The 23140-nt window shown below is 72.2% G+C and carries 20 protein-coding genes; 10 read left to right on the forward strand and 10 right to left on the reverse strand.

The annotated features are described in order from the left end of the window. Positions 1-162 precede the first annotated feature (162 nt). On the forward strand, positions 163-2460 hold the full coding sequence (locus tag AB0G32_RS15565) for a transglycosylase domain-containing protein (protein ID WP_361162759.1): 2298 nt from the start codon (positions 163-165) through the stop codon (positions 2458-2460). Between the two features lie 67 nt (positions 2461-2527). On the opposite strand, the gene AB0G32_RS15570 is transcribed toward AB0G32_RS15565, so the two are convergent. The 4 genes from AB0G32_RS15570 to AB0G32_RS15585 form a co-directional block, all read right to left on the reverse strand. Continuing rightward, positions 2528-4585, reverse strand: coding sequence for a SpoIIE family protein phosphatase (locus AB0G32_RS15570; RefSeq protein ID WP_361162761.1), 2058 nt, complete (start codon positions 4583-4585; stop codon positions 2528-2530). A gap of 295 nt (positions 4586-4880) precedes the next feature. After that, positions 4881-5573, reverse strand: a complete 693-nt coding sequence (locus AB0G32_RS15575) for a DUF402 domain-containing protein (RefSeq protein WP_361162763.1) — start codon at positions 5571-5573, stop codon at positions 4881-4883. Between the two features lie 60 nt (positions 5574-5633). After that, on the reverse strand, positions 5634-7025 hold the full coding sequence (locus tag AB0G32_RS15580; RefSeq protein WP_361162765.1) for a class II fumarate hydratase: 1392 nt from the start codon (positions 7023-7025) through the stop codon (positions 5634-5636). Between the two features lie 54 nt (positions 7026-7079). After that, positions 7080-8765 carry a fumarate hydratase gene (locus AB0G32_RS15585; RefSeq protein WP_361162766.1) on the reverse strand — a complete coding sequence of 562 codons (1686 nt, stop codon included), beginning with the start codon at positions 8763-8765 and terminating at the stop codon, positions 7080-7082. A gap of 145 nt (positions 8766-8910) precedes the next feature. Here AB0G32_RS15585 and AB0G32_RS15590 point away from each other — a divergent pair, with 145 nt between their 5' ends. Continuing rightward, positions 8911-9606, forward strand: coding sequence for a DUF1707 domain-containing protein (locus tag AB0G32_RS15590; RefSeq protein ID WP_361162768.1), 696 nt, complete (start codon positions 8911-8913; stop codon positions 9604-9606). 124 nt (positions 9607-9730) lie between these two features. Next, on the forward strand, positions 9731-10108 hold the full coding sequence (locus tag AB0G32_RS15595) for a WhiB family transcriptional regulator (protein ID WP_361162770.1): 378 nt from the start codon (positions 9731-9733) through the stop codon (positions 10106-10108). Between the two features lie 119 nt (positions 10109-10227). Here AB0G32_RS15595 and glpX read toward each other — a convergent pair whose 3' ends face one another. After that, complete coding sequence (gene glpX / locus AB0G32_RS15600; RefSeq protein ID WP_361162772.1) at positions 10228-11265, reverse strand: class II fructose-bisphosphatase; 1038 nt, start codon at positions 11263-11265, stop codon at positions 10228-10230. A gap of 125 nt (positions 11266-11390) precedes the next feature. Between glpX and AB0G32_RS15605 the strand changes: the two genes are divergently transcribed. Beyond that, positions 11391-11924 carry a DUF4245 domain-containing protein gene (locus tag AB0G32_RS15605; RefSeq protein ID WP_361162774.1) on the forward strand — a complete coding sequence of 178 codons (534 nt, stop codon included), beginning with the start codon at positions 11391-11393 and terminating at the stop codon, positions 11922-11924. 65 nt (positions 11925-11989) lie between these two features. On the opposite strand, the gene AB0G32_RS15610 is transcribed toward AB0G32_RS15605, so the two are convergent. Next, positions 11990-12580: a malonic semialdehyde reductase gene (locus tag AB0G32_RS15610; RefSeq protein ID WP_361162776.1), complete on the reverse strand. Its 591-nt coding sequence runs from the start codon at positions 12578-12580 to the stop codon at positions 11990-11992. A 261-nt stretch (positions 12581-12841) separates the two neighbouring features. Here AB0G32_RS15610 and AB0G32_RS15615 point away from each other — a divergent pair, with 261 nt between their 5' ends. The 3 genes from AB0G32_RS15615 to AB0G32_RS15625 are packed head-to-tail and all read left to right on the forward strand — an operon-like array spanning position 12842 to position 15875. Beyond that, complete coding sequence (locus tag AB0G32_RS15615) at positions 12842-14242, forward strand: glycosyltransferase (RefSeq protein WP_361162899.1); 1401 nt, start codon at positions 12842-12844, stop codon at positions 14240-14242. Further along, a complete protein-coding gene (locus AB0G32_RS15620) occupies positions 14239-14373 on the forward strand; it encodes a hypothetical protein (RefSeq protein ID WP_361162778.1) in 135 nt (44 codons plus the stop codon). Before AB0G32_RS15615 ends, AB0G32_RS15620 begins: the two co-directional genes overlap by 4 nt. Further along, entirely contained in the window at positions 14370-15875 is a 1506-nt protein-coding gene (locus AB0G32_RS15625; protein ID WP_361162780.1) for a polysaccharide deacetylase family protein, read from the forward strand. Before AB0G32_RS15620 ends, AB0G32_RS15625 begins: the two co-directional genes overlap by 4 nt. A gap of 192 nt (positions 15876-16067) precedes the next feature. Here AB0G32_RS15625 and AB0G32_RS15630 read toward each other — a convergent pair whose 3' ends face one another. The 3 genes from AB0G32_RS15630 to AB0G32_RS15640 all read right to left on the reverse strand — a co-directional run bounded on the left by AB0G32_RS15630 (position 16068) and on the right by AB0G32_RS15640 (position 19080). Continuing rightward, the gene (locus tag AB0G32_RS15630; RefSeq protein WP_361162782.1) at positions 16068-16319 is read right to left on the reverse strand and encodes an exodeoxyribonuclease VII small subunit; all 252 of its coding nucleotides are present in this window, start codon (positions 16317-16319) and stop codon (positions 16068-16070) included. Positions 16320-16328: 9 nt separating this feature from the next. Then, positions 16329-17537: an exodeoxyribonuclease VII large subunit gene (gene xseA, locus AB0G32_RS15635; RefSeq protein WP_361162784.1), complete on the reverse strand. Its 1209-nt coding sequence runs from the start codon at positions 17535-17537 to the stop codon at positions 16329-16331. Between the two features lie 172 nt (positions 17538-17709). Then, positions 17710-19080, reverse strand: a complete 1371-nt coding sequence (locus AB0G32_RS15640) for an APC family permease (RefSeq protein WP_361162786.1) — start codon at positions 19078-19080, stop codon at positions 17710-17712. A 92-nt stretch (positions 19081-19172) separates the two neighbouring features. Here AB0G32_RS15640 and AB0G32_RS15645 point away from each other — a divergent pair, with 92 nt between their 5' ends. Beyond that, the gene (locus AB0G32_RS15645) at positions 19173-20270 is read left to right on the forward strand and encodes a 4-hydroxy-3-methylbut-2-enyl diphosphate reductase (RefSeq protein WP_361162788.1); all 1098 of its coding nucleotides are present in this window, start codon (positions 19173-19175) and stop codon (positions 20268-20270) included. Between the two features lie 9 nt (positions 20271-20279). Beyond that, positions 20280-21035, forward strand: coding sequence for a polyphosphate--glucose phosphotransferase (ppgK, locus tag AB0G32_RS15650; protein WP_361162790.1), 756 nt, complete (start codon positions 20280-20282; stop codon positions 21033-21035). A 48-nt stretch (positions 21036-21083) separates the two neighbouring features. On the opposite strand, the gene AB0G32_RS15655 is transcribed toward ppgK, so the two are convergent. Continuing rightward, positions 21084-21695, reverse strand: a complete 612-nt coding sequence (locus AB0G32_RS15655; protein WP_361162792.1) for a DUF6542 domain-containing protein — start codon at positions 21693-21695, stop codon at positions 21084-21086. Positions 21696-21882: 187 nt separating this feature from the next. Here AB0G32_RS15655 and ychF point away from each other — a divergent pair, with 187 nt between their 5' ends. After that, positions 21883-22971 carry a redox-regulated ATPase YchF gene (ychF, locus tag AB0G32_RS15660; protein ID WP_361162794.1) on the forward strand — a complete coding sequence of 363 codons (1089 nt, stop codon included), beginning with the start codon at positions 21883-21885 and terminating at the stop codon, positions 22969-22971. The last annotated feature ends 169 nt before the right edge of the window (positions 22972-23140 follow it).

Below are 23140 nucleotides of genomic sequence, written 5' to 3' on the forward strand. Positions count from 1 at the left end.
TACGTCGGTTCCAAGTGGAGGAGGTGCTGATTCTCACGTGCCCAAAAGGCAGGATCGGCGACTCTTCGCCACATCTGGCGGTGCTAGCTTCTTACGCTGACCTGCTGACGGAACCTGTGTGGCCGGTGAGCACACACGAACGAAGCGGAGCGGAACGAGCCCATGGGACGAGCGGAAGAGAGAAAAGCGCGGCAGCGTGGCGGACGCCGCGCGGCGCCAAAGCGCCGCCGTCCACCGGCCGCCGCGAACGGCAAGGGACGGATACGCCGGCTCTTCACCTGGAAGAAGATGCTCGGCACCTTCCTCGGCCTCTGCCTGCTCGGCATGGGTGCCTTCATCGTGCTGTACATGATGATCCAGATCCCCGCGGGGAACGCCGACGCGACGCTGCAGAGCAACGTCTACAAGTACAGCGACGGCACGGTCATGACCCGCGACGGCGACCGCAACCGCGAGATCGTCGACCTCTCCAAGGTGCCCAAGGACGTCCAGCACGCCTTCGTCGCCGCCGAGAACAAGACGTTCTACGAGGACTCCGGCGTCGACCTCAAGGGCACCGCCCGCGGTCTGCTCAACACGGTCTCCGGCAAGGGCGCGCAGGGCGGCTCGACCATCACCCAGCAGTACGTCAAGAACTACTACCTGACCCAGGACCAGACCGTCACCCGCAAGCTGAAGGAACTGGTCATCTCCCTGAAGCTGGACCGGGAGAAGTCCAAGGACTACATCCTCGCCGGCTATCTGAACACCAGCTACTACGGCCGCGGCGCCTACGGCATCCAGGCCGCCGCCCAGGCCTACTACCGGGTCGACGCCGAGGACCTCACGGTCGAGCAGGGCGCCTACCTGGCCGCACTCCTCCAGGCGCCGAGCCAGTACGACTGGGCGGTGGCCACCGACACCGGCAAGAAGCTGGCCAAGGAGCGCTGGAACTACGTCCTGGACAAGATGGTCGAGCAGGACTGGCTGAGCAGCTCCGACCGGAAGGCCGCGAAGTTCCAGGTCCCCAAGGACCCCAAGGGCACCGCTGGCATGCAGGGGCAGACCGGCTATCTGGTGGACGCGGCCAACGACGCGCTGGAGCAGCAACTGGTCGACCAGGGCACCGCCGAGGACAGCGACCAGGCCGAGGCCATGCGGGAGGCCGGCGGCTGGACCATCACCCTCAACATCGACAAGAAGAAGCAGGCCGCGCTGGAGAAGTCGGTCAAGGCCCAGCTGACCAGCAAGCTCGACTCCGACGAACGCGACGTGGACGCCGACGTCCAGGCGGGCGCGGTCTCCGTCGACCCGAAGACCGGCGCGGTCGTGGCGATGTACGGCGGCGTGGACTACCTCAAGCACTACGTCAACAACGCCACCCGCAAGGACTACCAGCCCGCCTCCACCTTCAAGCCGGTCATCCTGGCCGCCGCCGTGGACCAGGACGCCGAGACCCAGGACGGCGTGCCGATCACCGCGAACACGGTCTACGACGGCACCAGCAAGCGCCAGGTGGTGGAGAACGGCACCAAGGTCGGCTTCGCCCCGGAGAACGAGGACGACGCCGACTACGGCGACATCTCCGTGCAGACGGCCATGAACAAGTCCGTGAACTCCGTCTTCGCGCAGATGGGCGTCGACGTCGGCATGCAGCAGGTGGTCGACGTCGCCGCCGACCTCGGCATGGACGACGACCTCCAGGCCGTACCGGCCCAGACCCTGGGCAGTATGGGCGCCAGCCCGCTCCAGATGGCCGGCGTCTACGCCACCCTCGACAACCACGGCAAGAAGGTCACCCCGGCGGTCGTGAAGTCCGTCGAACACAACTCCCGGGCGGTCGAGTTCCCCGACCCGATCGGCGAGCAGGTCATCAGCCGGGAGGCCGCGGACACCGTGACCAGCGTGCTGACCGGCGTGGTCGACGACGGTACGGCCAAGACGTCGGTACGCGACAACACGATGCGCGACGGCCAGCAGGTGGCCGGCAAGACCGGTACCTCCGACAACAACAAGTCGGCCTGGTTCACCGGCTTCACCCCCAAGCTGGTCACCTCCGTCGGCCTGTTCGGCGAGGACGCCAAGACCCACGGCCAGGTCGCGATGTACGGCGCGGGCGGCAACGACCGCGTCAACGGCGGCGGGTACCCGGCGCAGATCTGGGCCGCGTACACCTTCGGCGTGATGGACGCGACCAGCAAGTTCGACCTGGACACCAAGCAGGGCGCGGCGGTCGCCCCCACCACCTCGGCGCCGCCGGTCACGTCGGCCCCGCCCACCGAGGAGGAGACCACCTCCGCGCCGCCGACCGACGAGGAGACCACCTCCGCGCCGCCCACGGACGAGGAGACCACCACCCCGCCGCCGGACGACGAGGAGACCACCACTCCGCCGCCGGACGACGAGGAGACCACCACTCCGCCGCCGGACGACGAGGAGACCGACGAGGAGGACGACGGCATCCCGGGCGACGACTGGTAGGCGGCAGCTAGACGGGAAGGGCGCCCGGTGCACATCTGCACCGGGCGCCCTTCCGTCTGTCGGGGACTCAGCCGTGGTTCAGCTCGAACCACACCACCTTGCCGGTACTCAGCCGGGTCGCGCCCCAGCGCCGGGCCAGCCGGTTCACCAGGTACAGCCCGCGCCCGCCCTCGTCGGTGGCCCGGGCCTGCCGCAGCCGCGGCAGTTGCGGCACGTCGTCGCCGACCTCGCAGCGCAGCACGTCGGTACGCAGCAGCCGCAGGGTCACCGGCCGGGAGGCGTACCGCACCGCGTTGGTGACCACCTCGCTGACCAGCAGCTCGACCGAGTCGGTCAGCTCCTCCAGGCCCCAGCGGGCCAGCGCGTGCCGGGCCAGCCGGCGGGCCCGGCCGGGCGCCGCGTCCTCCGGCTCCAGGTACCAGTACGCCACGTCGCTCGGCGCGATCCCGTCGAAGCGGGCGGCGAGCAGCGCGATGTCGTCGTCCCGGTCGCCCGGCCCGAGCATGTCCAGCACCTCGTCGCACAGCGCTTCCAGGGGCGGCGGATGGTCCGGGCCGGTCAGCTGGGCGGTGGCGGCGAGCTTCTCCCGCAGCTGCTCTATGCCGGTCCACACGTCCCGCAGCCGCGACTCCACCAGACCGTCGGTGTAGAGCAGCAGGGTGGCGCCGGCCGGCGCGTCCAGCTCCACGGCCTCGAAGTCCACGCCGCCGACGCCGATCGGGGCGCCCGGCGGCACCCGCAGCACCTCCGCCCGGCCGCCCAGGTGCAGCAGGACGGGCGGCGGATGGCCGGCGTTGGCGATGGTGATGCGGTGCGAGACCGGGTCGTAGACCGCGTACAGGCAGGTCGCCATCCGGTCGGTGCCGAGCCGCTGGGCCTGCTCGTCCAGGTGGTGCAGCACCTCCTGGGGCGGCAGGTCCAGGCCCGCCAGGGTCTGCGCGGTGGTGCGCAGCTGGCCCATGATGGCCGCCGACGTCATGGAGTGCCCCATCACGTCCCCGACCACCAGCGCCACCCGGCTGCCGGGCAGCGGGATCGCGTCGTACCAGTCGCCGCCGACCCGGGCCGTCTCGGCGGCCGGGAGGTAACGGGAGGCCAGCCGGACGCCCGTGCAGCGCGGCAGGTTCTCCGGGAGCATGGTGCGCTGGAGCTCGTCCGCGATGTACGCCTCGCGGCCGTACAGCACCGCCTTGTCGATGCCCAGCGCGCTGTGCGTGGCGAGCTGCGCGGCGACCAGCAGGTCGTCGGCCTCGAAGGCGGTCCGGTCCGGGCGGCGCAGGAACAGCGCGGCGCCGATCACCCGGCGCCGGCCGCGCAGCGGCGCCAGGATGGCGCGCTGTCCTTCGGGGATGGGCAGTTCGCTGCGGTCGCCGAGGAGTTCGGGCAGGGCGGCGCGGGCCGCGGGCGCGTCCGTGAAGACCGGCCGCACGCCGCGCAGCACCTCCGCCAGTGCGCTGCCGGGCCGTACTTCGCACAGCTCGGCGCCGACCGCGTCCAGATCGGCCGGTTCCGGCTGGACCGGCGGCACGAAGCTGCCCTCGGTGTCCCGCTCGGCCGGAATCCGGTCGGTGCGGCGCAGCCGCAGCACCAGCGGACCGGTGGGCCGCTCGTCGCCGACCGGCAGCGGCTCGCGCAGATAGACCAGGATCGCGTCGGCGAACGTGGGCACGGTCGCCCGGCACAGCCCCATCACGATCTCGTCGAGGTCCATGCCCCGGGCGATCCGCCGGGTCGCGGCGCCCACGAACCGCAGCCGCTCCCCGTCCCGCCGCATCGGCGTGGGCCGGCCCGGCGGCAGCGGCTGCCCGCTGCGCCGCTCCGGACCGGCCGGCTCGGCCGGGGCGCCCTCCTGGACCGGCACCGGCCGGGGGCGGTGGGCGCCGGGCCCGGCCGGCTCCTCGGTGCCCGGCTGGGCGTGCTCGGAGACCCCGACGGGGTCGCCGCCCGCCGCGGCGGGCGCGGGCGGCACGGGTGGCGTCGGCGGGGTGTCCCCGGTGCGGCCCTGCGCCGGGAGGGCGCCCTCGGGGGCGCGTGGCGGTGCCGGGGTGTGCAGCAGCGCCCCGCGGGGGTCCGTGGGGTCGATGCCCGGCTGAGGGCGCTCGAAGGAGATCGGGTGCTCCGTCACGCGTGTCGAATCCGTCCGTCCGCGACTGCCCGCCGTGCGTGCAGTTCGTCCCGCAGAAATCCGATTACCCGGAACTGCCGTCCCGGGAACGGAATCCCCGCGTGGTCAGAGGCTGTGCCTGTACCGCCGCCGCACCGGCCGCGGTCCCTGCCGGCGCTGCCCTCGTACCCCTCGCTCACGTCCTGCCGCCCCTCGGTGACGTTCGGTCAAGCCCTGTGCGGGTCACGCCTGTTGCCGCCGCGAGCCCTTGCGGAGGACGATCCTACGTTTCTTGCCCGGGGGCGCATCAAGGGTCTCATGAGGACACGTGCGCGGGCGTGCGATCCCAGTCGGCCGGGAGGAACGGTACCGGCCACGCGGGGTCCGGGCGCCAGTGCTGCCAGCCGTCCGAGAACGGCGGCCCCCAGGCGCGGATCAGCGCCACGGCGGCCCGGCCGGCCGCCCGCACCCGCTCGGCCAGCGCCGCGTCCATCAGTCCGTCCCGCTGGGCCTGCGCGAACTCGTCCTCGTCCCGCCACTGCCAGCCGCGGTCCGGGTCGACGGTGATGTCCAGGAAGTGGTCCTCGGAGTCGACGCCGCCGGACCAGCGGGTCAGCGGCTCCTCCAGGTTCACGTACCAGTTCTTGAACCGCCAGTCCGGCTCCCAGAACAGCCACACCGACCAGGGCTCGCCGGGCCGGGCCAGCTTCAGCACCCCGGTGCCGAGCCAGTGGCCGCGGGCCACGGTCCGGGGTCTGGTGTAGCGGGTGGCCAGCGGTTCCCGGTGCGGGGGCGTGCCGTCGGCCAGCACCGGCTTGACGCATTCGGTGCCGGGGGCCAGCCAGACGGCGAGCAGGTCGGCGTCGTCGCGTACGACGGTGACGGGGCGGGCGATGTGCGGGCGGGGGCCGCCGTTCTCCCGGTAGCGCCACAGGATCTGGGTCCCGGGGGTCCAGAACGCCGGCCCGCCCGCCCGGGCGGCCGTACTCACCGCTTCACCGTCTGCCATGCGGAGATATTAGGTGCCGCGGGCATCCGGCGCTGCGGCATCCGTCACCTCGGCCCCCGTTCAGGGGCGGGTCATCCGCAGCACGTCCAGCGCCTCGTCGAGCTGCTGCTCGGTCAGGTCGCCGCGCTCCACGTACCCGCTCTCCACGACGACCTGACGGATCGTCTTCCGCTCGGCCAGCGCCTTCTTGGCGACCTTGGCGGCCTCCTCGTACCCGATGTACTTGTTCAGCGGCGTGACCACGGACGGCGAGGACTCGGCGTACTCGCGGGCCCGGTCGCGGTGGGCGACGATCCCGTCCACGGTCCGGTCGGCCAGCAGCCGGGAGACGTTGGCGAGCAGCCGCACCGACTCCAGCACGTTCTTGGCGATGACCGGCAGCATGACGTTCAGCTCGAAGTTGCCGGCCGCGCCCGCCGTCGCCACGGTGGCGTCATTGCCGGTCACTTGGGCCGCGACCATCAGCACCGCCTCCGGAATGACCGGATTCACCTTGCCCGGCATGATCGACGACCCGGGCTGGAGGTCGGGCAGCGCGATCTCCGCGAGCCCGGTCCGGGGGCCGGAGGACATCCAGCGCAGATCGTTGGCGATCTTCGTCAGCCCGACCGCGATGGTGCGCAACTGCCCGCTGGTCTCCACGATCCCGTCCCGGGCGCCCTGCGCCTCGAAGTGGTCGCGGGCCTCGGTCAGCGGCAGCCCGGTGACCCGGGCCACCTCCGCGATGACGGCGGCGGCGAACCCGGGCGGGGTGTTGATCCCGGTGCCGACCGCCGTGCCGCCCAGCGGCAGTTCGGCCAGCCGCGGCAGCGAGGCGTGCAGCCGCTCCACGCCGTACCGGACCTGGGCCGCGTATCCGCCGAACTCCTGCCCCAGGGTCACCGGGGTGGCGTCCATCAGATGCGTCCGCCCCGACTTCACGACGTCGGCGAACTCCTCGGCCTTCCGCTCCAGGGCCGCCGCCAGATGTTCCAGCGCCGGGACCAGGTCCCGGCTGACGGCGGCGGTCGCGGCGATGTGGATGGAGGACGGGAAGACGTCGTTGGACGACTGGGAGGCGTTGACGTGGTCGTTGGGGTGCACGTCCCGCCCGAGCCGTTCGCTCGCCAGGGTGGCGATCACCTCGTTGGTGTTCATGTTGGACGAGGTGCCGGAGCCGGTCTGGAAGACATCGACCGGGAAGTGGTCGTCCCACCTCCCGTCGGCGACCTCGGCCGCCGCCGCCCCGATCGCCCCGGCCACCTCCTGGTCCAGCACCCCCAGCTCGGCGTTGACCTTCGCCGCCGCCCCCTTGATCCGGGCCAGCGCCTCGATGTGCGCCCGCTCGATCCGCTGCCCGGAGACGGGGAAGTTCTCGACGGCCCGTTGCGTCTGCGCCCGCCACTTGGCGGCTGCGGGGACGCGGACCTCGCCCATGGAGTCGTGCTCGATGCGGTAGTCGCTGTCGCTCATGTCCGGTACAGCGAACGGCACCGGCCCGTTGTTCCTGGACGAGGTCCGTTCGGGTCAGGCGAGCCCCGGCCCTCGCACCGGGATCGACGTGAACGTCAGCTGCGGCGCGGGGTCCTGGAAGAAGTCGTTCCCCTTGTCGTCGACGACGACGAACGCCGGGAAGTCCTCGACCTCGATCTTCCAGACCGCCTCCATGCCGAGCTCCTCGTACTCGACGACCTCGACCTTCTTGATGCAGTCCTGGGCGAGCCGGGCGGCCGGGCCGCCGATCGAGCCGAGGTAGAAGCCGCCGTGCGCGTCGCAGGCGTCGGTGACCTGCTTGGACCGGTTGCCCTTGGCCAGCATCACCTTGGAGCCGCCCGCCGCCTGGAACTGCGCGACGTAGGAGTCCATCCGCCCGGCCGTGGTCGGCCCGAAGGACCCGGAGGCGTACCCCTCGGGCGTCTTCGCCGGACCGGCGTAGTACACCGGGTGGTCCTTCAGGTACTGCGGCATCTCCTCGCCCGCGTCCAGCCGCTCCTTGATCTTGGCGTGCGCGATGTCGCGGGCCACCACCAGCGGGCCGGTCAGCGACAGCCGGGTCTTGACCGGGTACTTGGTCAGCTCGGCGAGAATGGCGTCCATCGGCTGGTTGAGGTCGATCCGGACGACGTCGCCCTCGACGCCCCCCTCGTTGAGGGTCTCGTCCGTGGTCTCCGGCAGGAACCGCGCCGGGTCGGTCTCCAGCTGCTCCAGGAACACGCCCTCGGCGGTGATCTTCGCGACCGCCTGCCGGTCGGCCGAGCAGGAGACGGCGATCGCGACGGGGCACGAGGCGCCGTGCCGGGGCAGGCGGACCACCCGTACGTCGTGGCAGAAGTACTTGCCGCCGAACTGCGCCCCGATCCCGATCTGCTGGGTCAGCTCGAAGACCTTCTCCTCCAGCTCCTTGTCCCGGAACCCGTGCCCGAGCGGCGAGCCCTCGGTGGGCGCGTTGTCCAGGTAGTGCGCGGAGGCGTACTTCGCGGTCTTCAGCGCGTACTCGGCCGACGTGCCGCCGACCACGATCGCCAGGTGGTACGGCGGGCAGGCGGCCGTACCCAGCGAGCGGATCTTCTCCTCCAGGAACTTCATCATGGCGGACTCGTTCAGGACCGCCTTGGTCTCCTGGTAGAGGAACGACTTGTTGGCCGAGCCGCCGCCCTTGGCCATGAACAGGAACTTGTAGGCGCCGCCGTCGGTCGCGTACAGCTCGATCTGGGCGGGCAGGTTGGAGCCGGTGTTCTTCTCCTCCCACATGGTGAGCGGGGCCATCTGGGAGTAGCGCAGGTTGAGGTTCTGGTACGCGTCGTAGATGCCGCGGCTGAGCGCCGCCTCGTCGCCGCCCGCCGTCAGCACGTTCTGGCCGCGCTTGCCCATGACGATCGCCGTACCGGTGTCCTGGCACATCGGCAGCACGCCCGCCGCCGCGATGTTGGCGTTCTTCAGCAGGTCGAGGGCCACGAACTTGTCGTTGCCGGAGGCCTCCGGGTCGTCGATGATCCGGCGGAGCTGCGCCAGGTGCGCGGGGCGCAGATAGTGCTGGATGTCGTGGATGGCCTCCTCGGCCAGCTTGCGCAGCGCCTGCGGCTCCACCTTGAGGAACGTTCGCCCGTCGGCCTCGAAGGTGGAGACACCCTCGGAGGTCACCAGCCGGTAGGGGGTGGTGTCCTCTCCCTGGGGGAGCAGATCGGTGTACGCGAACTCAGGCATCTCGCCCATTCCTCACTCGACAGACGGTCGCTGGCCTCCGTTGGCAGCGTTCCTCAGCGTAGAACCTGCCGGTGACGGTGAACTTGTGAGGTTGTCCTCAGTAAGTACCGGCGAGGGCTGGTCGCGATCTATCGCGTTTGGGTACGCTGCTGCCGTGGACCTTCAGAAGCACGCGCCGCAGCAGGACGCCCCCACGCCCGTCGCCGAACTGCGCGCCTCGGACGCCGACCGCGACCGCATCGCCGACATGCTCCGCGAGGCGCACGCCGAGGGGCGGCTCAGCGCCGACGAGCACGCCGAGCGGGTCGAGGGCGTGCTGGCCGCCAAGACCGTGGGCGAGCTGGACGGGTTCGTCCGGGACCTGCCCGCCGCCCACGAGCGGCGCGCGTTCCCCTCGGCGCCGCCGCGGCGCCCCGTGCCCGGCGCGCTGCCCGCCGAGCCGGACGACCGGGTGGTCGCGGTGTTCAGCGCCGCGGTCCGCAAGGGCCGCTGGCGGGCGGGCCGCCGGATCCACGCCTACTCGGTCTTCGGCAGCGTCGAGATAGACCTGAGCGAGGCGGTCTTCGAGTACCAGCAGGTGGTCGTCAAGGCCGTCTCGGTCTTCGGCAGCGTCGACATCCGGGTCCCGGAGAACGTGACGCTGCGCGGCGCGGGCGGCGCCGTGCTGGGCAGCTTCGAGGTGGACACGGCCGACTCGACCGACACCGAGGCCCCCGTGGTGCACGTGGACGGCTGGGCGGTCCTGGGCAGCGTCGAGGCCCGCCCCAGACGCGGCAGTCTGGTCGTGGACATCCTGGACCGGGTCCAGCGCAAGGTCGACCGGCATGTGCGCAGGCATCTGGGGCGCTGACCGTTGCCGTCGTGAACGCCCGGGGTGAGCGCGGCGGTTCGGGACCCAGTGCATAGGCGCGCGTACAGCGGGTAAGGCTTGCTGCATCGTCTCTCGCTCGCGAAGCCGTCGTCAGGAGTAGACCGTGCTGCAACCGCCGCCTTCGTCCCTGCAGGTAGCCGCCGTTCCGGCCCAGCGGGTGCCGGCGCGAGACCGGGACCAGGACGCCCCCTGGCACACCGAGGCGGTGTGCCGACGCGACGAGGCGGGCCTGTTCTTCGCACCGTCCAAGGAGCCGACCGCCGCCCGGCTCTCCCGCGAGGAGGCCGCCAAACGCGTCTGCGCGCGCTGTCCGGTGATGGTGGAGTGCCGCGAGCACGCCCTGCTCCAGCCCGAGCCCTACGGCGTCTGGGGCGGGCTCACCGCCGCCGAACGCCGCGTGGTCCTGGCCCGCCGGCGCCGCCGCGACCTGGAACTGAAGAAGACGACCCGGACGACGGGCCACATAGCGGCGGCGGGCTGAGCCGGATACGAAAGGAAAGGCACCCCCTCCGCACCAGGGGGTGCCTTGCGACGCCCGGAAGAGAGCTCACCCAGGGGCGCGCGGAACTGCGCGACCAGCCACGAACTACCCGCAGTCGGTCACTTCGCCCTATCGAAGTCCACCGCGCTGTACGCCCGCAGCTTGCTCAGCCGGTGCTCGGAGTCGATCCGCCGCACCGTCCCCGACTTCGACCGCATCACGATGGAATCGGTCTGGGCCGTCTCCGGCCGGTACCGCACCCCGCGCAGCAGTTCCCCGTCCGTGATCCCGGTCGCCACGAAGAACACGTTCTCCCCGGTGACGAGATCCTCCGTGGTCAGCACCCGGTCCAGGTCGTGCCCCGCGTCCAGCGCCCGCTGCCGCTCCGCGTCGTCCTTCGGCCACAGCTTGCCCTGGATGGTGCCGCCCAGGCACTTCACCGCACAGGCCGAGATGATGCCCTCGGGCGTACCGCCGATCCCGAGCAGCAGGTCGATGCCGGTACCCGCGCGCAGCGCCAGGATCGAGCCGGCCACGTCGCCGTCGGAGATCAGCTTGATCCGGGCGCCGGTCTCCCGGACCTCCTGGATCAGGCCCTGGTGCCGCGGCCGGTCCAGGATGACGACCGTGACGTCCTCCGGCGTGACCCGCTTGGCCTTGGCGACCCGGCGGATGTTCACGGAGACCGGCGCGTTGATGTCGACGAAGTCGGCCGCCTCCGGTCCGGTGACCAGCTTGTCCATGTAGAAGACGGCCGACGGGTCGAACATCGAGCCGCGTTCGGCCGCGGCCAGCACCGCGATCGCGTTGGTCATGCCGTTCGCGGTCAGCGTGGTGCCGTCGATCGGGTCGACCGCGATGTCGACCTCGGCGCCGGTGCCGTCGCCGACCCGCTCCCCGTTGAAGAGCATCGGGGCCTCGTCCTTCTCCCCTTCGCCGATGACGACGACGCCGTTCATCGACACGGTCTGGACGAGGGTCCGCATGGCGCGCACCGCGGCACCGTCGGCGCCGTTCTTGTCGCCGCGCCCGACCCAGCGGCCCGCGGCCATCGCCGCCGCCTCGGTCACGCGGACCAGTTCCATCGCGAGGTTGCGGTCCGGGGCCTCGGCTGGGACGTCCAGCTCGGACGGCAGATGGTGATGATGCTCGGTCATCGATACGCACCTTTCTGTACGACGACGGCCGGATGAGGGTATGGCCATGACTCTATCGTCAGTCCGACTAAATGAGCAGGGGACCCCACGGATGAGCACTTCGGGTACCTGCGACGATAGGGGGCGTGGCAGGTAGAAACGGCAAGCAGAAGACCGCGCGGAACATGATCTACTCGCTGGGCGTGACCGTCCTGGCCGGGCTGGTCATGTGGGCCTTCGTCCCGCACGACGACAAGGATCCCGACCTCCAGCGGGTCGACTACCGGGTGGAGCTGCTCACCGCCCGCCGCGCCGCGCCGTACCCGGTGGCCGCGCCGCAGGGGCTGCCCAAGGAGTGGAAGCCGACATCGGTCCGCTACCAGGCCACCGAATCCGAGAGCTGGCACCTGGGCTTCCACCTCCCGGACAGCCAGTACGTCCAGGTCGAGCAGTCGACCGGGAAGCCGTCCGCCTTCATCGAGGAGGCGAGCCAGGGCGCCTCGGCGACCGAGGTCACCGAGCGGATCGACGGCCGCACCTGGACGCGGTACGAGGGCGGCCGGTACGACGCCCTGGTGCTGACGGACACCGGCGGGGTGAAGGGCGCGACGACGGTGGTGGCCGGCACCGGCTCGTTCGGTGAGCTGACGAAGATGGCGGCGGCGCTGAAGATGTCCTGAACGGCCGCGGAGGAGGTCCCGCACGGCGCGGGGCCTCCTCCGGAGCCGGTGCCTGCTCAGCCGGTTCAGACGGTGGTGACGACCTCGTCGTACGCCAGCCGCGGCGAGCGCGGGTACCAGGCGTCCGGGCCCGGCCGGCCGATGTTGACGATCATCAGCGGGGTGTGGTCGCCGTCCAGGAACTCCTTGCGGACGCCCTCGAAGTCGAAGCCGGTCATCGGACCGGCGGCCAGGCCCGCGGCGCGGACGCCGACGATGAAGTAACCGGCCTGGAGCGCGGCGTTCAGCGCCGCGGAGCCCTCGCGGGCCGGGCGCTCGGCGAAGAACGCGTCCTTGGCCTGCGGGAAGTGCGGGAAGAGCTGCGGCAGTTCCTCGTGGAACTCGTTGTCCGCGGACAGGATGGCGACCAGCGGCGCGGTGGCGGTCTTGGCGGCGTTGCCCTCGGACATGTGCTTCACCAGCCGCTCGCGGGCCTCGGGGGAGCGCACCAGGGTGACCCGCAGCGGGGACTGGTTGAAGGCGGTCGGACCGTACTTGACCAGGTCGTAGATCGCCTGCACCTGCTCCTCGGTGACCGGCTCGTCGGTGAAGGTGTTCGCGGTGCGGGCCTCGCGGAACAGCAGGTCCTGGGCGGCGGGGTCAAGAACGAGAGACATGCGTGATCTTCCTCGAAGTGCGGATCCGTTGACGGGTACGACGGTACGACAAAGAAGTTCAAGGTTCAACAAATATCGGAATCGGGTGATCCGCATCACGCCGCCGCCAGGGTGAAGGGGGTCGCGCCGATCGCCGGGCGCCGCGTGTCGGGGCGCCGGAGGGATGTCTGAATACGCCTATATGACCGTGTGAACGCCCTGCTGCCCGGCACCCGCACCCGCGCCCCGGCCCTTTCCCCGGTCCGGCTCGCCGCCCGCCGCCTGGGCGGGCGGCTGGACGCCCTGGACGCCGAGGTCCGCCGCGGCGTCGTCAGCCTGCTCACCCTGGTCGCCCTGCTGCCCCTGCTGCTGCTCCTGGCCCGCCGGGCGGTCCGGCTGCCGCACGGCTCCGACCTGCCGCTGTGCTACGGCCTGACCGTCCTGGCCGGCACCATCTGCCTGCTGCACCTCGCCTACAGCCGCTACGACGACCCGGCCCTGCGCCCGCTGCGCCGCCGCCCCCGCGACCTCGCCGCCTTCCCGCCGCTGCCGGCCCGGCCCCGGGTGAGCTTCCTGCTCGCGGTGCGCGACGAACGCGAGCACATCGAGACCTGCGTGCGCTCCATGGCCGCCGTCGGCCATCCCGACGTACAGATCGTCGTGGTCGACGACGCCTCCACCGACGGCACCGCCGGCATCCTGGAGCGGCTCGCCGCCGAACTGCCCCTCACCCTGATCCGCCTGGAACGCAACCTCGGCAAGAAGGGCGCCCTGGTGCGCGCCTGCGAACTCGCCGACGGCGACATCCTGCTGTTCACCGACTCCGACTGCGTCATCGCCCCGGACGCCGTCACCGCCTGCGTCACCGCCATGACCCGGCACCCCGAACTGGGCGCGCTCAGCGGCCACTGCCGGGCCCTGAACACCGACGCCGGCCTGCTCGCCCGGATCCAGGACGTCTGGTACGAGGGACAGTTCCGCATCACCAAGGCCGCCGAGGCCGCCTTCGGCTCGGTCGCCTGCGTCTCCGGGCCGCTGGCCGCGTTCCGCCGCGAGGCGATCTGGAACTACCTGCCCGCCTGGGCCGCGGACCGCTTCCTCGGCGCCCCGTTCCGCTTCGCCACCGACCGCCAGCTCACCGGGTACGTCCTCGGCCAGAAATGGCGGGGCCGCGCCCTGAAGCGGCGGCACGCGGACTCGCCGTTCGTCCGCGACCACGACTACCCCGAGCTGAAGTGGGAGGTCGGCTACTCCCGCGCGGCCCGGGTGTGGACCCGGGTGCCGTCCCGCCCCGCCGCGTTCCTGCGCCAGCAGATCCGCTGGAAGAAGAGCTTCGTCCGCAACCTCTTCTTCACCGGCCGCTTCATGTGGCGCCGGGGCCCGGCCGCCGCCGCGCTCTACTACGGACACGTCCTGTGGGTGATCGCCGCGCCCGTCCTCGCCGTCCGCCACCTGCTGTGGGCCCCGCTGCACCTGGCCGGCCTGCTCACCCTGCTCTACCTGGGCGGCGTCGTCCTCAAGGGCTGCGTCTGGGGCCTCGCCTACCGGCTCGACCACCCCGCCGACCGGGCCTGGCGCTGCCGCCCGCTGATGAGCCTGCTGTCGTGCTGCGTACTGGCCTGGCTGCTGCCGTACGCCCTGTGCACCCTGCGCCGCAACGTCTGGTCGAGGAGCCCCGCATGAACGCCCGGCCGAGGAACCCGGTCACGAGAACGCCGCTGCGCGCGCTGGCCCGCGCGCTCGCCGTCGGCACCACGGGCGCCGTGATCGCCCTGGTCTACCTGTTCGTCATCAGCCGGGGGCGGCTGCTGTGACCGCCCGGCCCGGCGGACCCCGCCTGCTCCTGCGCGGCACCCTCGCCCTGCTCTCGCTCACCGTCGTCGCCCTGCCCTTCGCCGCCACCTGGCGGTACGACGCCCTGCGCCGTGCCGTCGCCCCCCAGGCACCGGCCCCGGCGGCCGAGGGCAAGGCGGCCGGGGCCCCGGCGCCGGGCCGGGCCGCCGCCCCGGTCGTCCTCGCCTACCACGACATCGGCGCCGAGCCGACGGGCCGCTACGCCGTGTCCCCCGAGCGCTTCGACGCCCACCTGCGCGCCCTGCGCGCGGCCGGCTACCGCACCCTGTCGACCGCCGAGTTCACCGGGTACCTGCGCACCGGCCGTACCCCCGCGCCGCGCACCGTCTACCTCACCTTCGACGACGGCACCCACGGCCTGTGGACCCACGCCGACCCGATCCTGAAGCGGCACGGCGCGCAGGCGGCGGCGTACCTCATCACCGGCAAGGTGGGCACCCACCGCCCCTACTACCTGTCCTGGGCGGAGACCGAGCGGATGGCCCGCTCCGGGCGCTGGGACTTCCAGGCGCACACCGACGACAGCCACGTCCGGGCCCCGGTGGACGCCGCCGGCCGCCGGGCCTCGGTCCTCAGCAACCGGATCTGGCTGCCGGCCGCGGGCCGCCGGGAGACCGTGGCGGAGTACCGGCGCCGGATCGCCGCCGACCTCGACCGGTCGATCACCGCCCTCACCGACCACGGGCTGCCCCGCCCGGAACTGTTCGCGATGCCCTTCTCCGAGGTGCTGGACCGCACCAACCTGGGCCCGGACGGCGCCGCGACGCTCCGCTCGCTGCTGCGCGAGCGGTTCACGGCCGCCCTGACCAACAGCGGACGCCGCCCGGCCCCGCCCGGCCGCCGGGCCGCCGCGGCCGGGTTCGTGCAGCGCCTCGAGATCACGCCGGACACCGGCGCCGAGGACCTGCTGAAGGAACTGGCCCACTGGGCGCCCCGCCGGCCCGCCGACGCCGGACGGCCGCTGCGGCAGCCCGGTGACTGGCACTTCGGCTCCGCCCGGGGGGTCGGCCTCGGCGCCCTCACCGGCGCCGGCCCCTACCCGCGCGACCACTACGTCTGGGCCGACCACCTGCCGCTCGCCACCGCCGACTGGACGGCGTACCGGCTGCGGGCCACGGTGACCGGACTGCGCGGCGGGGTGACCGGCGCGAGCGTCCTGGTCCGCGCCGGCAGCCAGCGTCCCGTGGTGCTCTCGGTGGGCCACGGCGCCGCCCGCCTGACCGGGAAGAACTCCGGGCGAGCGGGCCGGAGCTGCGAACTGCGGGCCGCCGCCGAGCACCGGCTGGAGGTCTCGGTGAGTCCCGAGCGGGTCCGGGCGACGGTCGACGGACGCCCCTGCGCCACCCTGCGCTCGCCCCGGGCCGCCGACCCGGCGGCCGGGTCGGGCGGCTTCTCGCTGGCCGTGCGCAACGAGCGGGCGGACGGCGCCTGGCCCGCCTTCACCTCGCTCACGGTGGAGTGATGCGGACCACAGGGGCCGGCCGGCGGCTCACGCTCCATCGAGAAGCGGTACGGCCGTCCGACCGCGGGGTGGACGGCGCTCGGCGCCCGGCCGAGGACCGGGTACGCGCTCGGCCACGGTCACGGTCAGGCGAACGCCCTGGCCGCGCACACGCCGGCCGAGGACAGCGGCAGGCAGCGGGTCCGTCCGCGCCTAGGAGGCCGCCGCCGGGTCCTCGCCCCCGGCCTCCTCGGCCAGGGCCGCGTCCAGCCGGGCCCGGGCCCCGTCCAGCCAGCGCCGGCAGACCTTCGCCAGCTCCTCGCCCCGCTCCCACAGGGCGAGCGACTCCTCCAGCGTCGTACCGCCCGCCTCCAGGCGTCGTACGACCTCGATCAGCTCGTCCCGGGCCTGCTCGTAGCCGAGCGCCTCGGTCCGGGCCGCCGTCTGCTCCACCTCGCTGGTCATCCGTTCACCCTATGCGTCGACTCGGACAGTGAGATCGCCCTCGGCGACCCGGGCCCGCAGCGTCTCGCCCGCCGTCACCTCGGCCGGATCGCGGACCGCCTGGCCGTCGGACCGCTGCAACACCGCGTACCCCCGCCGCAAGGTCGCCGCGGGGGAGAGGGCCACCACCCGCGCGTGCGTGTGCGTCAGCTCGGAGTCGGCCCGGTCCAGGTGGTGGCGCAGGGTGCGGCGGCCCCGCTCCAGCAGGGCCGTCACCTGCTCGGCGCGCTCGTCGATCATGCGCTGCGGGTCCTGTATCGCCGGGCGGGCCAGCGCGTGCGCCAGGCCCCGCTCCTCACGGTCGACGAACGCCGCCACACAGCGCCGGGCCCGGTCCCGCAGCAGCCGTACCCGCTCGTACTCCTCGCCGACGTCCGGCACCACCTTCTTCGCCGCGTCGGTCGGGGTGGAGGCGCGCAGGTCGGCCACGTGGTCCAGGAGCGGGTTGTCCGGCTCGTGCCCGATGGCGGAGACCACCGGCGTACGGCACTCGGCGACCACCCGGACCAGCTGCTCGTCCGAGAACGGCAGCAGGTCCTCCACGCTGCCGCCGCCGCGGGCCACGACGATCACGTCCACCTCGTCCAGCGCGTCCAGCTCCTTGACCGCCTGGACGACCTGCGGCACGGCGTGCACGCCCTGCACCGCGACGTTGCGCACCTCGAAGCGGACGGCGGGCCAGCGGCGGTGGGCGTTCTCCAGCACGTCCCGCTCGGCGGCCGAGGCGCGGCCGCACACCAGCCCGACGAGCTGCGGCAGGAACGGCAGCGGCTTCTTGCGCTCCGGCGCGAACAGACCCTCGCGGGCGAGGGACTTCTTCAGCTGCTCGAGGCGGGCCAGCAGCTCGCCCACTCCCACCGGCTTGATCTCGGCGGCCCGCAGCGACAGCTGCCCGCGCGGCGCGTACCACTCCGGTTTGGCGCGGACCACGACGCGGGCGCCCTCGCCGATCACGTCGGCGACCGCGTCGAAGACCTGCCGGTAGCAGGTGACGCTCACCGAGATGTCGTGCGAGGGGTCGCGCAGGGTCAGGAACACCACGCCCGCGCCGGGCCGCCGCGACAGCTGGGTGATCTGCCCCTCCACCCAGATCGCCCCCAGCCGGTCGATCCAGCTCCCGATCAGCCGCGACACCTCGCCCACGGGCAGCGGCGACTCCGGACTCGTGTTCAAAGCCATGCGGCGAGCGTAACGGGAGCCGCTGACATCGCCGGGTGCGAGCAACGGCCTCACCGGACCCGGGGCCGTGACCTGTGCGGCTCCGCCGCGCGGGCGCGACAGCCCGCCGTCGAAGGCCGCCACCCGGTCCGCCCGGCCGCGAACGGCCCGCACCCGCCGACCCGGGTCACCTTCACGGCGATGGCCGTCCCCGCTGCACCACCAGCACCACCAGCCCGATCACCAACCAGATCAACGCCACCACCTGCGCCGTCCCCGACGCCTCCGCGATCACCGCCACCGTGATCGCCGCCCCGACGACGGGAACCACCAGATGCCGCCACCAGCTCACCGCACCCCCCGCCCGCCGTACCCGCACCACGAACCACCCCACCACGCTCGCGTGCAACAACGTGAACGCGGACAACGCGCCCAGATTCACCACCGAGGTCAGATGGTCGAGCCCGTCGTCCCGGCGCGCCGCCCACACCGCCGCGACCAGCGTGATCACCGCCGCCACCAGCAGCGCCACCCGCGGCACACCGGAGTACGTCCGCGCCAGCACCCCCGGCAGCCGCCGGTCCCGGCCCATCGCGAACAGCAGCCGCCCGGCCGCCGCCTGCCCGGCCAGCGCCGCGAACGCCGCGCCGATCGCCTTGCTCACCGCCACCAGATCGTGCAGCCAGGTCCCCGCCGCGGAGTTCACCGTGTCGTAGAACGCCGACCCCTGCCCGCCCGGCTCGGCCGCCAGTTCCGCCGACGACATCGGCGCCAGCAGCCCCGCCAGATACGTCTGCGCCACGAACAGCACCCCAGCCAGCGCCAGGCAGAACAGCAGCGCGCGGGCCACCTTCGCCGACCCGCCGGTCACCTCCTCGGCGAACGTCGCGATCGCGTCGAAGCCGAGGTACGACAGCACCGCCACCGACACCGCCCCGACCACCGCCGACAGCGCGAACGCGCCCTGCGTGCCGTCCCCGCTCAGCGGCGACAGCCACCCGCGTTCCGCCCCGTCCCGCACCAGCACCACGACCGCCGCCACCACGAACACGGCCAGCACCACGATCTCCATCGCCAGCACCGCGAACCCCACCCGGGCCGCCGCCCGTACCCCCCACAGGTTCAGCAGCGTGGTGACGACCACGGCCAGCGCCGTCCACACCCAGCGCGACACGTCCGGCACCAGCTCGTTCATCGCGATGCCGGAGAAGAGGTAGGCGACCGCCGGGATGAGGACGTAGTCCAGCATCGCCATCCACCCGGCGACGAAACCCGCGGCCCTGCCGAGGCCCGCCCGCGCGTACGCGAACACCGACCCCGCCTGCGGGACCACCCGCACCATCTGCGCGTAGCTGAACGCGGTGAACGCCATCGCCACCGTCGCGACGAGGTACACCAGCGCCACCGCGCCGTGCGACTTGGCGTCCAGCGTGCCGAAGACACCGACCGGCGCCATCGGCGCGATGAACAGCAGCCCGTAGACCACCAGGTCGCGAAAGCCCAGTGTGCGCCGCAGCGCGTCGTGCTCCTCGGCCCGCTGGGCCCCTGCGCCGGTCTCGGACATCGCGCCTCCGCCATTACCCGTACAGCCTCCGGCCAGTCTCTCCGCCAACGCGCCCCCCACGCGATCTCCGACCCGCCGAACGCGCCCGTACGATGGACCGCATGACTGCTTCGCCTGGCCGCCGTGTCCTGCTCGCCGCCCCCCGTGGCTACTGCGCGGGTGTGGACCGCGCCGTGATCGCCGTCGAGAAAGCGCTGGAACAGTACGGCGCCCCCGTCTACGTCCGGCACGAGATCGTGCACAACAAGTACGTCGTGCAGACCCTGGAGAAGAAGGGCGCGATCTTCGTCGAGCGGACCGAGGAGGTGCCCGAGGGCAACATCGTGATGTTCTCCGCGCACGGCGTCGCCCCCGTCGTCCACGAGGAGGCCGAACGCGGCCGGCTCGCCACCATCGACGCGACCTGCCCGCTGGTCACCAAGGTGCACAAGGAAGCGGTCCGGTTCGCCAACGACGACTACGACATCCTGCTGATCGGCCACGAGGGCCACGAGGAGGTCATCGGCACCTCCGGCGAGGCCCCCGAGCACATCCAGCTGGTGGACGGCCCCGAGGACGTCGCCAAGGTCGAGGTCCGCGACCCCTCCAAGATCGTCTGGCTCTCCCAGACCACCCTCTCCGTCGACGAGACCATGGAGACCGTCGACGCGCTGAAGGAGAAGTTCCCGCAGCTCATCTCCCCGCCCAGCGACGACATCTGCTACGCCACGCAGAACCGCCAGCTCGCGGTGAAGCAGATGGGCGCCGAGGCCGAACTGGTCATCGTGGTCGGCTCCCGCAACTCCTCCAACTCCAAGCGGCTGGTCGAGGTCGCCAAGCAGGCCGGCGCCCGCGACGCGTACCTGGTGGACTTCGCCGACGAGATCGACGAGACCTGGCTGGACGGCGTCAGCACGGTCGGCGTCACCTCCGGCGCCTCGGTCCCGGAGATCCTGGTCGAGCAGGTCCTGGAGTACCTCGCCGCGCGGGGCTACGAGGACGTGGAGATCGTCAAGGCGGCCGAGGAGTCCATCACCTTCTCGCTCCCCAAGGAACTGCGCCGGGACCTGCGCGAGGAGGCGGCGGCGCTGGTCGCGGAGCGCGGCGCCCCGGGTACGTCAGCCTCGGGTGCGTCCGCCCCGGGTACGTCAGCCTCGGGTGCGTCCGACCTCGGGTACCTCGGGGGAGTGACTGTCAGTCGCAGGCCGTAACGTGGTGCCATGCAGATCTTCGGCGTGGACATCGGCGGATCCGGCATCAAGGGTGCCCCTGTGGATCTCGACAGGGGCGACCTGGCCCAGGAGCGCTGCAAGGTGCTCACCCCGCATCCGGCGACGCCGGACGGGGTGGCCGACGGCGTGCGGGAGGTCGTCGAGCACTTCGGCTGGACCGGCCCGGTCGGCCTGACCTTCCCGGGCGTGGTCACCGGCGGCGCCACCGTGCGCACGGCGGCCAACGTCGACAAGAGCTGGGTCGACACCGACGCCCGCGCCCTCTTCGGCGACCGCCTGGGCGGCCTGCCGGTGACCGTCGTCAACGACGCCGACGCGGCCGGTGTCGCCGAGATGCACTTCGGCGCGGGACGCGGCCGCAAGGGCACGGTGATCCTGCTCACCTTCGGCACCGGCATCGGCAGCGCCGTCTTCGCCGACGGCGTCCTGGTCCCCAACACCGAGCTGGGCCATCTGGAGCTGGACGGCCACGAGGCCGAGAAGCGGGCCTCCAGCAAGGTCAAGGACGACCACGACATGTCCTGGGAGCACTGGGCACACCGGGTGCAGAAGTATCTGACCCACGTCGAGATGCTGTTCTCGCCGGAGCTGTTCATCATCGGCGGCGGGGTCAGCCGCAAGGCGCACAAGTTCCTGCCGTACGTCGACGGCATCCGCGCGGAGATCGTGCCGGCCCAGTTGCAGAACAACGCGGGGATCGTCGGGGCGGCGATGCGGGCGGCGGAAGGGGCGGCGGCCGGCTGAGCCGCGCGGGGCGGGAGCGCTCATGCCGGTGCGCTCAGGCCGGTGCGCTCATGCCGGTGCGCGGCCGCCGCGGGCGGCGACCCGGCGCCGCACCAGCCGGATCCGGCGCGCGATCACGATCGAACCGGCGATCAGGGTCCCGCCGTACAGCCACCCGGCCTCCGTGGCCAGCGCGGTCACGAATCCGCCGAGCGCCCCGGTGAAGCCGTCGCCGCCGTCCGCCACGGTGGTCAGCCCCACCGCGAAGGCGATCGGCACCACGATCGGCGCGGTCAGCAGATCGCCCCGGCGCACCCAGACCGCGGTCAGCACGCAGGCCGGCAGGAACAGCACGCCGTACACCGTCGGCGAGGCGCCGAACAGCAACTGGTCTAGGAACCCGAAGGCGAGCATCAGCGCGGCGCAGAACAGGCCGCCGCCCAGCCCGGTCAGCCGGGGACTGGGCATCCGCCGCCCCGCCCCCACCGCCTCCGGTCCGGCCGGCCGCACCGCCGCCGTCCGCCGCGCGGCGCCGCCGCCGGAGCGCTGCACCCCCGGCCCGGGTGCCCGCACGGGCCGGGCCGGTCCCGGAGAACCGTCCGGGCCCCGGCCCTGCGGGGGCAGCGGCGGCCGGCCGCCTCGCGGTCCGTACTGCGCAGGTCGCGTCCTGTGTTGCTCCACTGGTCCAACTTAGGTCGGTTAATGTGCAGAATCGGCTCTCGGACACGCCGGAGACCGGCCCCGGCCATCCGTTCGACTGCCCGCGTGGCCGGTACCGCACACCCCGTAGACTGGGGGATCGGCCCGTGCCGGGCTGCTCCCTTCGCACCTACCCCTCTCCGCATCCTCACGTACGGGAAGTCGCAACGTGTCGCTCACGATCGGAATCGTCGGTCTGCCGAATGTCGGCAAGTCGACCCTGTTCAACGCCCTGACCAAGAACGACGTGCTGGCGGCCAACTACCCGTTCGCCACGATCGAGCCCAACGTCGGCGTGGTCGGGGTCCCCGACCCCCGCCTGACGAAGCTGGCCGAGATCTTCTCCTCGGAGAAGACCCTCCCCGCCACCGTCGACTTCGTCGACATCGCGGGCATCGTGCGCGGCGCCAGTGAGGGCGAGGGCCTGGGCAACAAGTTCCTGGCGAACATCCGCGAGTCCGACGCGATCTGCCAGGTCATCCGCGCCTTCGCCGACGAGAACGTCGTCCACGTGGACGGCAAGGTCTCGCCCAAGGACGACATCGAGACGATCAACACCGAGCTGATCCTCGCCGACCTCCAGACCATCGAGAAGGTCCTGCCGCGGCTCCAGAAGGAGTCGCGGATCAAGAAGGACATCGGGCCCAAGGTCAAGGCCGTCGAGGAGGCGAAGGAAATCCTCGAAAAGGGCGACACCCTCTTCGCCCACGGCATCGTCCAGGGCAGCGAGCGCGCCGAGCTCCTGCACGACCTGCACCTCCTCACCACCAAGCCGTTCCTCTACGTCTTCAACGTCGACGAGGACGAGCTGACCGACGAGGACTTCAAGAACGAGCAGCGCGCCCTGGTCGCCCCCGCCGAGGCGATCTTCCTCAACGCCAAGCTGGAGGCGGACCTCGCCGAGCTGGACGAGGCCGACGCGATGGAACTGCTGGAGTCGGTCGGCGCCACCGAACCCGGCCTGGCCACCCTCGCCCACGTCGGCTTCGACACCCTCGGCCTCCAGACCTACCTGACGGCCGGCCCCAAGGAATCCCGCGCCTGGACCATCAAGAAGGGCGCCACCGCCCCCGAGGCCGCCGGAGTCATCCACACCGACTTCCAGAAGGGCTTCATCAAGGCGGAGGTCATCTCCTTCGCCGACCTGGTGGAGACCGGCTCGGTCGCGGAGGCCCGCGCGAAGGGCAAGGCCCGCATGGAGGGGAAGGACTATGTGATGCGGGACGGGGACGTGGTGGAGTTCCGCTTCAACGTGTGACCAATTCATCGCTGTGCGTTAGCGCCATTCGTTTAGCGTGCTTGTTTGGGGCCGAGCCTTCTTGGGGGCTCGGCCCCGTTCGTGTTCGTGGGCGGGCGGGACGATTCGACTCGAGGCGCATGGTTCGGCGCTGTCGAGGCGGCCCTTCCTCTCGAATGCCGCTTCAGGC

Origin of the sequence: Streptomyces sp. NPDC023723 (assembly GCF_040639815.1) — a bacterium.
GTDB lineage: Bacteria > Actinomycetota > Actinomycetes > Streptomycetales > Streptomycetaceae > Streptomyces.